The following is a 12,756-nucleotide window of genomic DNA, read 5'->3' as shown; positions in this document are numbered from 1 at the left end:
ACCCGGCCGGCGGTCGCCGGGCGGCCCGGCACCGGGACATGGTCGCGGCCCAGGACCAGGGGCTGGATGTTTGCGGTTGAGGGGTTGCTAGGACGTACAAGCGAAGGGGTTTTATGGGGTTGGTCTTGGGGCTGGTTCGGCGACCGTGAGTTGGGTCAGGCGGCGGGCGATCGGGAGGGTCAGGATGACGCCGACCACCGGGATGAGGAAAGCGATCCGCAGGCCGATCGGGTCGGAGAGGGCGCCGAGCAGGACCGCGCCGAGCAGGGCGCCGCCGTAGTTGAACAGGTTGACCCGGGCGATGACCTCGTCGCTGCTCTCCTTGGCGGCCTCGCCGGCGGCACTGAACGCGAGCGGGACCAGGACGCCGACGCCGATGCCGGCGATCGCGAAGCCGGTGATCGCGGCGGCCTTGGTCGGGATCAGCACGACCAGGGCGCAGCCGAGGCCGGAGACCGCGAGCGAGCCGAGGGCCATCGAGAGGCGGCCCGCGCGCGGCACCATGTGGTCGGCGATCAGGCGGCTGATCAGGACCGTGACCTGGTACGCGGCGTAGCCGAGAGGGACGATCCAGCCGGTCGCGGCCAGGTCCTTGAGGTAGACCGAGCTCCACGTGCTGACCGCGGAGTCGACCAGGAACGCGGTGAAGATGAGCATGCCGCAGACCCAGATCACGCGGCGGACGGCTCGGCTGCCGGTCTCGTGCACCACATGGGAGCGCTCGGTGCGGCCCGGTTCGAACGCGCGCCAACCGGCCAGGCCGACGAGAACGGCGAACGCGGCGGCCACCCCGAGCGGAACGCCGGCCCCGAGATCCTGGGCCAGCGAGCCGGACGTGATCAGGGCGGCGGCGATCGCGGCGGCCGTGTACGCGGCGAACAGCCGGCTCATCACGCTGCGACCCAGCCGGGCCTGGACCAGCACGCCCTGCATGCTCAGCGACGCGTCCACGGTGCCGAGGCCGACACCGTAGAAGAGCAGGATCGCCACGAACGCGGCGGTCGGGGTGTGCACCGTCGTGCCGGCCAGCCCGGCGCCGATCACGAAGAGGCCCCCGGCCAGGGCGTATCGGCTGCCCCAGCGGGCGGCGACCTGGTCGGCGACGACCGAACCGGCGGCCGCGGCCACGCACATGAGCAGCAGGATCGCCGAGACGAAGGCGTCGCTGAGGCCCTGCCGGTCCTCGAACGCGGGCACCGCGGTGACGACCGCGGCATACCCGAGCCCCTGGGCCGCGTAGCCGGCGCCGATCAGGCGGGCCCGGGAGCCGGCGCTCATCTCGTTCATGGTGCCTCGCTCAGGAGCTAAAGCGACGGAAGTCACATCGTATTCAGCGCAGCATGCCGGGCCGGATCATCAACGGCAACAATTTTCTGTAAAAGAATTCACCTTTGGTGTTTCCCAGTGTGCCCGCGAAAGCGGGCAATTCACATAAATGATCAGAATTGCAGGGATGGGGCTGCGGTTCGGAGCGCGGCGAACGCGTCGGCCAGTCGCCAGGCGGCCCGGTCCCGGGGGCCGATCGGGTTGGAGATCGCACGGAGCTCGGCGAACGGAACACCGGCACCGGCGGCGGCGATCGCCACGCCATAACCCTCCATGGCCTCGGCCACCGCGTCGGGAAAACGGGTGGCCAGCCGGGCGGCGGTCCCGGCGGTGCCGGTGACCGTGCTCAAGGTCAGGACATCGCCGGTGATCGCGTGCGGGAGAGCCGCGACGAGAGCCTTGAGCAGGGCGGCGTCGGTCTCCAGGACGCTGCTGCCGAAACCGAGCTCCTCGACCGGGAGGAAGCCGTCGGGGGACTCCGCGCCCAGGTCGGCGGCGATGGTGCGGGTGGCCAGGACGGTGGCGCCGACGTCGGCGCGGCCGGGGAAACCCCCGGCGATACCGACGCTGATGACCGCCCGGTAGTCGCGGCGGGCGAGGAGGCGGGCGGTTCCCGCGGCGGCGGCGGCCGGGCCGACCCCGACCGCCTCGACGACGACCAGATCCGGGTCGAGGGTGGGGCGCAGGGCGTCGGCTTCGGCGGCGACCGCGGTCACGGCCAGGACGGGATGGAGGGTCACGCGGACTCGCTGTTCTCGGAGTTGCCGTTCGAGGCGGCGGAGGAGGGGCGGTAGACGTGATAGCCCGGGGGAGCGGCGGCACTCCCGGTGTCGAACTGCCGGGTGGGCTCCTCGACCGGGGCGGGCTTCTTCGCGGCTTTCGGCTTGCGGCGGCCCCACCGGGCGCGGCCGTGCGGCTCCTCGACCAGGGTGGGGTCGGACTCGGTGGCGGGGCGCTGGTGGGGGGCGTTGCGCTCGGTGACCGTGGGGGCGTCCGGCCAGGGGTCGGCCGCTTCGTAGAACAGATCCTCGTCGTCGGCCCGGGAGGAAGTGGCCCGGGACTCGGTGGTTTCCGAGCCCGGCGGCGTGGAATCGAGGCGGGCTGACGTCGTACGGGAAGGGGCGTCGCGGCCCTGATCGGAATCGGCCTTGCCGGAACCGCCCGGGTCTCCCGCGGAGCCTTCCGGGCGACCGGCCAGACGTTCGCTGCGCAGGCGCGCGGCCGACCAGGCGGCCCGCGCCGCGGCCAGCACCGCGAGCAACGCGGCGAGCGCGACCCCGAGCCGCCCGGTGAGCGGGATGAGACCGATGCCGCCACCGGCGACCCAGGCCAGCATGAGAACCGTCTCGGAGTGGGCGAAAGCGGTCGCGCGCAGCCGCTCGGGCACCCGCTCCTGGATGCTGGCGTCGACCGCGAGCTTCGCGATGCCGCTGAAGACGGCGGTGATCAGGGCCAGCAGGGCGATGGTGGCCAGGTTGCAGAAGATCGTGGCCAGGACGGCCACGCCGGCGGTGATGATCAGGCCGCTGGACTGCAGGGCGAGCGGGCGGCGGATGTGCAGACCGGTGCCGGCGGCGGTGGAGAGGAACGTGCCGAGCGCCAGCGCGCCGCCGACCACGCCGACCGCGGTGCCCCGGCCGATCGCCCAGCCGAGGATCGTGGTGTCGACGTCCCCCGCCATGATCGCGAAGGTCATGAAGAGCAGCAGGAAACCGTAGAGCAGGCGCAGCGACGAACTGCCGATCAGCGTGGCCAGGACCAGACGGCCGGAGAGCGGCCGGTCCGACCCACGGTTGAGGCCGAGCACGGTGCGCCAGGCGCGCGGCATGGCCTCGGGCGGGTCGGAGTCGGCGCGGGGCGGCAGGCGCAGCGAGACGACCATGCCGACGATGAAGATGATGCTGGCCACCCGCAGCGGCCACTGTGGTCCGAACTTGAAGGCGAGCAGACCGATCGGGGCGACCACCGCACCCGCGAACGTGCCGTAGACGCTGGCCCGCGCACCCACCTGGGACAGCCCGACCCCGTCGGGCAGCAGACGGGGCACGGCCGCGGAGCGGGCCACACCATAGGCCCGGGAGAGCGCGAGCACGCCGAACGCGGCCGGATAGAGACCCCAGCCGAGCAGGTTGTCGGACATCACGTAGGCCAGGAAGGCGCGGCCGAGCATGGTGACGGCCAACGCATAACGCCGGCCGTGGCGGAAGTGGTCGAGCAGCGGGCCGACCACGGGCGCCAGCAGCGCGAACGGGATCATGGTGATGAGCAGGTAGAGCCCGACCTTGCTGCGGGCCTCGCCGAGCGGGACGCTGAAGATGGTGCCGGCCAGGCCGATCGCGATCAGCGCGTCACCGGCGCAGGAGACCGCGTGCAGGTCGAAGAGGCGGATCATGCCGATCTCGTTGGCGGCGCCGCGGGCCCGCGCGGTGCCGACGCGGCGGGTCGCCCAGGCGCCGCCACGCACGGAGCCGCGCACCACCAGGCGCACGGCTTTGACGCCGGAACCGACGGTGCGTCCGAGAGTGGGAAGCAGCGGCATGGCAACCATCCTGACTGATCCGGGCGAGGTCGGCCCCCTTCTGTCCACAGGTATGTGGGGAGTCGTTGCGACCGGTGGGGTTCGGTAGGCAACAATGGGCGGGTGACCTCCAGGACCACCACCCGCGCCGCCCGACTCGACCAGGTCTGTGCCGATGCCGTCGGGGTGGCCCGTGGCGCGATCACCGATGTGGACCCGGCAGACATCGGTGACCATCTCGAAGCGATCGCCGAGGGCGATCGTGTCGTGACTCACTTCTTCGAGTCCCACCTCGACGGCTACCGCGGCTGGCGCTGGGCGGTCACCGTGACCCGCGTCCCGCGCAGCCGGCACGTCACGGTCTGCGAGACCGTGCTGCTCCCCGGGCCGGACGCGTTGCTCGCCCCCGGCTGGGTGCCCTGGAACGAGCGGGTCCAGCCCGGCGACCTGGGCGTCGGCGACCTGATGCCGACCGCGCCGGACGACGACCGGCTGGCCCCGGGCTATGTGCTGAGCGACGACGCCGCGGTCGAGGACGTCTCCTGGGAGCTCGGCCTCGGCCGGTCCCGGGTCATGTCCAAGGACGGCCGGATGGAGACCGCCCAGAGGTGGTATGACGGCGACGCCGGCCCGGAGGCGCCGATCTCCACGGCCGCCCCGCGCAACGCCCGCTGCGGTGCCTGCGGCTTCTACCTGCCGCTGGCCGGTTCGATGCGGCTGATGTTCGGAGTCTGCGGAAACCTCTACGCGCCGGACGACGGCCGCGCGGTCAGCGCCGACCACGGCTGTGGGGCGCACTCCGAGGCGCTGCTGGCCACCACCGAGCAGCCGGTCGACGAGCTGCCGACGGTCTACGACGACAGCGAGGTCGAGACCGTGGCCGTGAGCCGTGGCCACGGTTCGGTCGAGTCCGGTGAGCCGGCCGAGGATTACGGCCACAGCTGACGGTTTAAGAGGCGTGGAACTCCGGGTGTGACAGCGCCCGGCGGCGCTTCCGGTTCCGGTCGTGCACGATCATCGTGATCAGGCCGGGGATGCCGACGAGGAACCCGGCCACGCTGGTGTCGAGCCAGGAGTCGGGGGCGTCGGCCAGCAGGCAGACGAGCGCGGCCACCAGGAACGCGGCCAGCCCGGCGAGCGCGAACGGGACCATCGGCGGGTCGAGCGGCTCGACACGTGGTTTGGTACCGGTCACGACGGTCAGACCGGACGGCGGATCGTCAGCCCGGGTCGCGGGAGACAGGTCACTCACTCCGACAGGGTAAGGCCATTACGGAACGTCTCGGCGCAGGACGTGAGAGTTGTAACATCACTCCGTTTTTGCCGAGGTCAATCGCGTAAGGCACCATGCTCGCGTCCTCAGAGTGCCACCCGAAAGGGCCAGCATGTCCACGCGAAACGGTTTCGACCGCTTCTTCCAGATAACCGAGCGCGGCTCAACGTTGAGCCGCGAGATCCGTGGCGGGTTCGTCACGTTCTTCACGATGGCGTACATCGTCGTCCTCAACCCCCTGATCCTGGCCGGCGGCGCCGACCAGAAGGGCGCCCACCTGCCGCTCGCCGCGCTCGCCGCCGGCACGGCACTGGTCGCCGGTGTGATGACCATCCTGATGGGCGTCGTGGCCCGCTTCCCGCTCGCGCTGGCCGCCGGCCTGGGTGTGAACGCGCTGGTCGCCTACGAGATCGCGCCCCAGATGACCTGGGCCGACGCGATGGGCCTGGTGGTGATCGAGGGCCTGCTGATCGGGGTGCTCGTGCTCACCGGGCTGCGGACGGCGGTCTTCAAGGCCGTACCCACGCAGCTCAAGACCGCGATCGGGGTCGGCATCGGCCTCTTCCTGATGATCATCGGTCTGGTCGACTCCGGCTTCGTGCACCGCGTACCGGATGCGTCCAACACCACCGTCCCGGTCGAGCTGGGCCTCGGCGGCAAGCTGCTCACCTGGCCGACCCTGGTCTTCTCGATCGGCCTGCTGTTCACGCTGGTGCTCTTCGTCCGCAAGATCAAGGGCGCCATCCTGATCGGCATCCTGGGCACCACGGTGCTGGCCATCGTGGTGGAGGCGATCACCGGCGTCGGTTCGGTCGTCACCAACCCGCACGGCTGGTCGCTGAACGTGCCGAAGATGCCGGCGAAGGTCGTCGACACCCCCGACCTGTCGCTGCTCGGGCACTTCAACGTGCTCGGCTCGTGGCAGCACGCCGGCTGGCTGGTCGCGCTGATGTTCGTCTTCACGCTGCTGGTGGCCGACTTCTTCGACACCATGGGGACGATGGTCGCGGTCGGCCAGGAGGGCGAGATGCTCGACGAGGAGGGCATGCCACCGCGTACGCGGGAAATTCTGCTCGTCGATTCTCTGGCCGCCGCCGCGGGTGGTGCGGCCAGCGTCTCCAGCAACACGTCGTTCGTGGAGAGCGCCTCCGGTGTCGGCGAGGGTGCCCGCACCGGTGTGGCCAACCTGGTCACCGGCGCGCTGTTCCTGCTGGCCATGTTCTTCGCGCCGCTGGTGCAGGTGGTGCCGTTCGAGGCCGCGTCGACGGCGCTGGTCGTGGTCGGGTTCCTGATGATGACCTCGGTGCGGCAGATCGACTGGACCGACTGGACGATCGCGGTGCCGGCGTTCCTGACGATCACGATCATGCCGTTCACGTACTCGATCTCGAACGGGATCGGGGCCGGGATCGTCTCGTACGTCGTCCTGAAGGCCACGACCGGCAAGGCCAGGGAGATCCACCCCATTCTGTACGGGGTTGCCGTCCTGTTCGTGCTCTACTTCGCCCGGGGTCCGCTGGAATCCTGGGTGCTCTGATTCACTCGCCGTCACCGGGTGCGCTAGCGTGCCCGGTGACGGTTCTTACATGGTCGAACACATGTCGTTAGCCATGCTCATTAGCTAGGCTAAGTATCGTGACGGAGCGGGTGATGACGACGGAGCGCACAGCGGAATCGCTGGCCAAGACGCTGCGGGAAGCGATCATCCGGTTCAGCCGGCGGGTCCGGCAGGCCCGGCCGGTCGGCGATCTGACGTTCAGTCAGCTCTCCGCGCTGACCAGCCTTCAACTGCACGGCGCGCTGACTCCACGTGAGCTCGCCGATGTGGAACGGGTGCAGCCCCCGACGATGACCAAGATCGTCGGCAAGCTGGAGGACCGCGGGCTCGTGGCCCGGACCCCGCATCCCACCGACGGGCGCCAGGTCATCCTGGCCGCCACCGATCAGGGGCGCGAGGTCTACGCGGTGCACGAGAACGCTCGTAACGAGTGGCTCGCCGTGCAGCTGGACCAGCTCACGCCCGAGGAACGGGACACCCTGGCCCGCGCTGCGGAGATTCTGCAACGCGTCGCCCGCGCCTGACTCTTACGTCCGGTCGTTCCGCTTCGTCACACGACGATGACGCGTACGACCGAGGCGAGGAGGCACACCGCATGCGGGCAGTGCTGGACACGACATTCCGATCCCTGAGAGTCCGGAACTATCGCCTCTTCTCCCTCGGGCAGCTGATCAAGCTGGTCGGTGTGTGGACGATGTTCACCGCGCAGGACTGGCTGGTCCTGGACCTGTCACACAACTCACCGGGCGCGCTCGGGGTGGTCACCGCCCTGCAGTTCGTCCCGGTCATGCTGCTGACCCTCTACAGCGGGCGGCTGGCCGACCGCTACGACAAGCGCAAGCTCCTGATCATCGCCAACTCGGTCTTCGCGGCCACCGCCATCGCCTTCGCGATCATCGTGGCCTCGGGCATCGTGCAGCTCTGGCACGTGTTCATGTTCGCCCTGCTCTTCGGCATCGCCAACTCGGTTGAGACCCCGGTCCGGCAGGCGTTCGTCTCCGAGCTCGTCGAGCTGCCGCTGCTGCCGAACGCGCTGGCGCTCTCCGCGGCCACCTTCAACTCGGCCCGCATCGGCGGCCCGGCGCTGGCCGGCGTGCTGCTGGCCGCGTTCCCGATGCGCGTGGTGTTCCTTCTCGCGACCGTCCTGGCGATCGCGCCGATCTTCACCTACACCCGGATGAACACGTCCGAGCTCCTCGGCATCGAACGCAAGCACCGCGGCAACGCCAAGGTCCTGGACGGTCTGAAGTATGTCGGCAAGCGCGCCGACCTGGTGCTCCCGATCACCCTGATGGCCGTGGTCGGCATGATCGGCTTCAACTTCCCGGTCACCCTGGCCGCCCTCGCGAAGATCAATTTCCACGCCGGCGCCTCGTCGTTCGGCCTGCTCACCACCGCCCTGGCCGTCGGCGCGCTGGGTGGCGCCCTGGCCGGCAGCGCCCGCCGGGCCCGCCCCGGGGCATACCGGGTGATCGGCGCCGCGATCGCCTTCGGCGTGTTCGAGTTCGCGGTCGGCTTCGCGCCGAACTTCGTGGTCGCCATGCTCCTGCTGGTCCCGACCGGCTTCTTCTCGATCTACCTGGCCCAGGCGGCCAACCACCGGGTGCAGATGGGCGTCGACGCCGAATACCGCGGCCGGGTGATGGCGCTCTACGTGCTGGTCTTCCTCGGCACCACGCCGATCGGGGCCTCCCTGGCCGGATGGTGGGGGGAGCAGTTCGGGGTGCCCTCCAGCATCTGGGTGGGCGGGCTGGTGTCGTTCGTCGCGGCGGTGGCGACGCTGGTCTGGCAGTTGCGGGCCAGCGGGGATCGGCTGCGGTTCCGGTTGCGGCCCCGGCCCTCCCTGCGGCTGATCGAGTCACCCTCGGTCGCGTCCCCGGTGGTGTCACCCCCGGTCGCGTCGTCGCCGGTTGGGTCGCCCTCGGTGCACTCCGAGGCCGCCGTTCTTGTCGGGCCGGCTCCCGCCCTCGCGGTCCAGGTGCGTCGGGAGCCCCCGGCCCGCACCCCGGAGCCGGTGGTCAAGGGCTGAGGCTCACGCCCGAATCCGCGTCACCCGTTCGAGGGGTGGCGCGGATTTTCGCATTCCAGGCACCATTTCTGGATAAGTGCACCCCACAGCCTGCCCGCTGTCGGTCAGAAACGTGGCATTCAGGTAGTTGGCAGATCAGGTCCGCCGAACGGGTGTTCCCGCCCCGGCCGGTCCCGGCCTAACGTCAATACGTGGCGATGGCGCAACTGGTCGTGATCTTAGCGGCGTGGACGACGCTGCTGATCCTGCCGTGTGCCCGGATCCTGCGCCGGCGTCCCGATTCACGCCGACCGGCCGGCCCGGGCCACCTGCCCCGACGGCGAACCTCATTCCGCCGGGTGCCCGCACCGAACCGACAGCCCCGCAAAGGTTCGGCCCAGGCCTACTGGGCTCGCCGGCCCGGCCCGCCCGGCCGCGACCTCCGCCGCCTCGACCGTGACCTGGCCGGCCTCGACCTCACCGCCCGGATGGACACCCTGCCCGCGGTCCCGATCGAACAACTCGCCTTCGACCTGCGCCGCCTGGACCGCCAGCGCCGGTCCGGCCCGCTGCGCTCGTCGGAAACCTGCATGGCCGCGCTGATGCGCGCCTACGACGCCCGGCTGCGTCTGGCCTGCCGCTGCCTCGGCGTTCCGGAACACCTGCAGCTGCTCCAGGGGGTCGACCGCGAGATCGAACGCCTACGCCTCGAAACCCAACTCGAAGCCGCCGGCCTGGCCCTCCGCGGCTGATCCCTCCGGCCGCCCCGGCCACTCTTGGCTGGCCATCATGAGCTTTCCCGGCTAGCGCGCATGTTCCGACCGGGTTCTGTCCCGCAGCAGGGCATACCGTGGGAAGTGCCTGCCCCCGTGTGGCGCCTGCCCGTAGAGCTGTGTGCCGCGGGGCGGGGTTCGGTGGGATCAGGGAGTGGGTAGGGGCCATTCGTGGAGAGTGTGGTAATTGCCGAGAATGCTCTCGACCAAGGCGCACGTTGTCACGTCCCACTCCGGGCCCGTGTAGCCGTTCAAAGCGGCGAGGATGCTGGGCTCCAGGCGGTACGAAACCGTCAAGTGGGGGCGGAACGGGCGTGGATCGATTGCGAATCCGGCGTTGTCCAGGGCGACTCGGACTGATTCGCGCAGGTCGGTGAGCGCCGGGACGTTACCGGACAGGCCGGCCCACGCGACTGATCCGAAACGGCCACCGCCGGATACCCGGAGGCGGAAGGCCGGATGGGTTGGGACTGTCGAGAGGGCTTGGGTGACCTCGTCCGTACTGCGGGAGATCTCACCGAGGAAAGCCAGCGTGACGTGCCACTTCGAGGGGCGCGTCATTCGTGCTCCGGGCGGCAGGCGGCGTAGCAGATCCTCGCGGGCCGCCGCCGACGGGTGGACGGCTACGAAAAGGCTGCTCAGGAGGACTCCCGCACGACCGAACCGCCCCCGAGGAGCGTAAGGAGGACGCGGGCCGCAGCCGGACCGCGACCACGGCAGAGGTTCCGCGCCGGGCCCCGGCCAGCCCAGCGGACCTGCTCCAGGCTGCGGGCAAGCCGGGGGAGCCGGCTGAGGCGGTGGGCCTGCGCTGAGCCGTGGCTGAAGGGACGGGTCGAGCTGTGGGGGTGGGCTGTCGCTGCGGCCGGGTGGCCCGCGGTCGGGATCAGGAGGACTCCCGGGCGGCCGGGCCGCCGCCGAAGAGCACGTCGTCCCAGCTGGGGAGGCGCTTGCGGGGCTTGTTCTCCTCGCCCTCGCCGTTGCCCTGCGTGTTCTGCCCGACGGTGCGGCGCGGGCGGAGGACGGCCAGTGACGGGACGGCCGGGACCTCCTTGGGCAGGTCGGCGTCGTCGTCGAAGGCCGAGCCGGAACCGCCGCCGAGCAGGGCCGCGGCACCGCCGGCGACCGGGCGTCGGGCGGCCGGCGAGATCGGTTCGAGGCTGCGGCCGGACTGACCCTCCAGCGGACGGTCCAGGGAGGCCAGCAGGGCGTCGCGACCGGCGCGGATCGGGTCGCGGGTCGGCCGGGCCGGGCTGTTGTCGGCCGCGGGCAGGCCGTGACCGCCACGGATCGGCTCGGGGCTGCGGACCGGGCCGGGCAGGCCGTGGCCGCCACGCTCGGGGACCGGGTCCTGGCCGAGGATCTGGGTGGGGCGTTCGGCGCACAGGTACTGCGCCATGTCGTCGTGCGGGGCGACGACCTGACGACCCTTGTCGAGATCCCAGATGGCCTGGGCGGTGGCCTTGCCGGAGGGCCAGGTGGCGACGATCCGCCAGGTGCCGTCGTCCTTGCGGAACGCGTCCCAGGAGATCTTCTCGGTGTCGATGCCGTGCTGGGCCAGGCGGCTGTCCACCACCTCGGCCAGCGGCTGACCGGAATCGGACGTCTTCAGGCGGGTGCGGCGCGCGTGCTGGGCCAGCATGGCCCGCTCCTGCAGCACCGGGCCGGCGTAGCGCAGCACACGGTCGACCGGGACACCGGCGATGCGGGCGACATCTTCGGCGGACTCGCCGGAGCGGATCCGGGCCTGGATGTCGCGCGGTGACAGTGAGGGCACCGCGTCGGGCGCGATGACGGCAACCGCTGTTCCCGGCGCCGCGGGGCTCTCGCTGAACACTCCCGCGACCCGGTCGTCCAGGGGAAGCGCGAGTAGTCGGCCCACCTCATCGGCGAGCACGAGGGCCTGTCCGTCCTCGGAAAGGGCGACGAAGCGTACTGGCCGCATGCGTTGCCTCCGTCCCGTCGCGTTGGCGTTGGCCTGTGCTCCCGAGAGTCAGCCACCCGGGCGCGTTTCGGAACACGGTACGCGCCTTGGTCACTCAATGGGGGTAAGCCACGCCGTCAAAGTGGCTGACCAGCGAAGATGATCTTCATTCTCCGCAGACCGATTTCCTTCGTACGGACTGTGCCTTACCCAGCGCAATGAGCCAGGTCACCAAGTCGCTTTAGAGACGCTCCACCACGTAGTCGATGCACGTGGTCAGGGCGGTGACATCGGTCGGGTCGACGGTCGGGTAGAGCGAGATCCGCAGCTGGTTGCGACCCAGCTTCCGGTACGGCTCGGTGTCCACGATGTCGTTCGCCCGGAGCACCTTGGCGATGGCCGCGGCGTCGACGCTCTCGGCGAAGTCGATGGTGGCCACGGCCGAGGAGCGCAGGGCCGGATCGGTCACGAACGGCTCGGCGAACGACGACCGCTCGGCCCAGCCGTAGATCGCGGCGGCGCTCTCCGAGCTGCGCTTGACCGCCCAGGCCAGGCCGCCCTGCGCGTTCATCCAGTCGAGCTGCTCGGCCGCCAGGAACACGGTGGCCAACGCCGGGGTGTTGTACGTCTGCTCCAGGCGGGACTGCTCGATCGCGGTCACCAGGTCGAGGAACTGCGGGATGTACCGCTTGGACGCCTTGATCTCGAAGGCCCGCTCGATCGCGGCCGGCGACATCAGGGCCAGCCAGATCCCGCCGTCCGAGCCGAGCGCCTTCTGCGGGGCCAGGTAGTAGACGTCGGTCTCGTTGAGGTCGACGTCGAGGCTGCCGCCGCCGGAGGTCGCGTCGGTGAGCAGCAGCGCGCCCTCGTCGGCGCCGGCCACCCGCCGGACCGGCACGGAGACGCCGGTCGAGGTCTCGTTCTGCACGGTCGCGTAGACGTCGACGCCGGCCTCGGCGGTCAGGAACGCGGCCTGGCCGCCGGGGGCCTTGTGCACGGTGGGCTCGGCCAGGAACGGCGCGTCGGTGACGGCCTGCACGAACTTGGCGCCGAACTCGCCGAACTCGGCGAACTGGGCCTTGTCGCGGATCAGGCCGAACGTGGCGACCTCCCAGAACGCGCTGGTGCCGCCGTTGGCCAGGATCACCTCGTACCCATCAGGCATCGAGAAGAACTCGGCCAGACCCTTCCGAAGCCGGGCGACCTGCTCCTTCACCGTCTTCTGGCGGTGCGAGGTGCCCATGAAGGTACGGGAGACCGCGGCGAGGGCCTCGACACCTTCCGGCCGGACCTTGCTCGGCCCCGAGCCGAAACGGCCGTCGACTGGTTTGATCGCGTCAGGGATCCGGATCTCATTCACGATTTTGCCTCGGTTTTCC

At 70.6% G+C, this 12,756-nt stretch carries 12 protein-coding genes; 5 read left to right on the top strand and 7 right to left on the bottom strand.

What is annotated here, in order from left to right; translation table 11 throughout:
• Positions 1-111: 111 nt before the first annotated feature.
• The 3 genes from ACSHV8_RS39495 to ACSHV8_RS39485 all read right to left on the bottom strand — a co-directional run bounded on the left by ACSHV8_RS39495 (position 112) and on the right by ACSHV8_RS39485 (position 3,865).
• Positions 112-1,287: an MFS transporter gene (locus ACSHV8_RS39495; RefSeq protein ID WP_436524510.1), complete on the bottom strand. Its 1,176-nt coding sequence runs from the start codon at positions 1,285-1,287 to the stop codon at positions 112-114.
• Positions 1,288-1,439: 152 nt separating this feature from the next.
• On the bottom strand, positions 1,440-2,066 hold the full coding sequence (locus ACSHV8_RS39490; RefSeq protein ID WP_436524508.1) for a futalosine hydrolase: 627 nt from the start codon (positions 2,064-2,066) through the stop codon (positions 1,440-1,442).
• The gene (locus ACSHV8_RS39485; protein WP_436524506.1) at positions 2,063-3,865 is read right to left on the bottom strand and encodes an MFS transporter; all 1,803 of its coding nucleotides are present in this window, start codon (positions 3,863-3,865) and stop codon (positions 2,063-2,065) included. The genes ACSHV8_RS39490 and ACSHV8_RS39485 overlap by 4 nt, the downstream gene beginning before the upstream one ends.
• A gap of 102 nt (positions 3,866-3,967) precedes the next feature.
• Here ACSHV8_RS39485 and ACSHV8_RS39480 point away from each other — a divergent pair, with 102 nt between their 5' ends.
• Positions 3,968-4,789 (top strand): DUF3027 domain-containing protein, encoded by an 822-nt coding sequence (locus ACSHV8_RS39480; RefSeq protein ID WP_436524504.1) that lies wholly within the window; start codon positions 3,968-3,970, stop codon positions 4,787-4,789.
• Between the two features lie 4 nt (positions 4,790-4,793).
• Here ACSHV8_RS39480 and ACSHV8_RS39475 read toward each other — a convergent pair whose 3' ends face one another.
• Entirely contained in the window at positions 4,794-4,997 is a 204-nt protein-coding gene (locus tag ACSHV8_RS39475) for a DUF2530 domain-containing protein (protein WP_436537116.1), read from the bottom strand.
• A 232-nt stretch (positions 4,998-5,229) separates the two neighbouring features.
• Here ACSHV8_RS39475 and ACSHV8_RS39470 point away from each other — a divergent pair, with 232 nt between their 5' ends.
• The 4 genes from ACSHV8_RS39470 (at position 5,230) to ACSHV8_RS39455 (ending at position 9,435) form a co-directional block, all read left to right on the top strand.
• Complete coding sequence (locus tag ACSHV8_RS39470; RefSeq protein ID WP_436524502.1) at positions 5,230-6,654, top strand: NCS2 family permease; 1,425 nt, start codon at positions 5,230-5,232, stop codon at positions 6,652-6,654.
• Between the two features lie 98 nt (positions 6,655-6,752).
• Entirely contained in the window at positions 6,753-7,199 is a 447-nt protein-coding gene (locus ACSHV8_RS39465) for a MarR family winged helix-turn-helix transcriptional regulator (RefSeq protein ID WP_436524500.1), read from the top strand.
• 71 nt (positions 7,200-7,270) lie between these two features.
• Positions 7,271-8,704: an MFS transporter gene (locus ACSHV8_RS39460; RefSeq protein ID WP_436524498.1), complete on the top strand. Its 1,434-nt coding sequence runs from the start codon at positions 7,271-7,273 to the stop codon at positions 8,702-8,704.
• Between the two features lie 197 nt (positions 8,705-8,901).
• Positions 8,902-9,435 carry a hypothetical protein gene (locus ACSHV8_RS39455; RefSeq protein ID WP_436537114.1) on the top strand — a complete coding sequence of 178 codons (534 nt, stop codon included), beginning with the start codon at positions 8,902-8,904 and terminating at the stop codon, positions 9,433-9,435.
• 168 nt (positions 9,436-9,603) lie between these two features.
• On the opposite strand, the gene thpR is transcribed toward ACSHV8_RS39455, so the two are convergent.
• From thpR to serC, 3 genes are all read right to left on the bottom strand, one after another.
• The gene (gene thpR / locus ACSHV8_RS39450) at positions 9,604-10,098 is read right to left on the bottom strand and encodes an RNA 2',3'-cyclic phosphodiesterase (protein WP_436537112.1); all 495 of its coding nucleotides are present in this window, start codon (positions 10,096-10,098) and stop codon (positions 9,604-9,606) included.
• 241 nt (positions 10,099-10,339) lie between these two features.
• The gene (sepH, locus tag ACSHV8_RS39445; RefSeq protein WP_436524496.1) at positions 10,340-11,398 is read right to left on the bottom strand and encodes a septation protein SepH; all 1,059 of its coding nucleotides are present in this window, start codon (positions 11,396-11,398) and stop codon (positions 10,340-10,342) included.
• Positions 11,399-11,618: 220 nt separating this feature from the next.
• Positions 11,619-12,740 carry a phosphoserine transaminase gene (serC, locus tag ACSHV8_RS39440; protein ID WP_436537110.1) on the bottom strand — a complete coding sequence of 374 codons (1,122 nt, stop codon included), beginning with the start codon at positions 12,738-12,740 and terminating at the stop codon, positions 11,619-11,621.
• Between the last annotated feature and the right edge of the window lie 16 nt (positions 12,741-12,756).

This window comes from Actinoplanes sp. HUAS TT8, from assembly GCF_051380535.1.
GTDB lineage: Bacteria > Actinomycetota > Actinomycetes > Mycobacteriales > Micromonosporaceae > Actinoplanes.
This window is presented reverse-complemented; position numbering and strand designations above follow the sequence as displayed.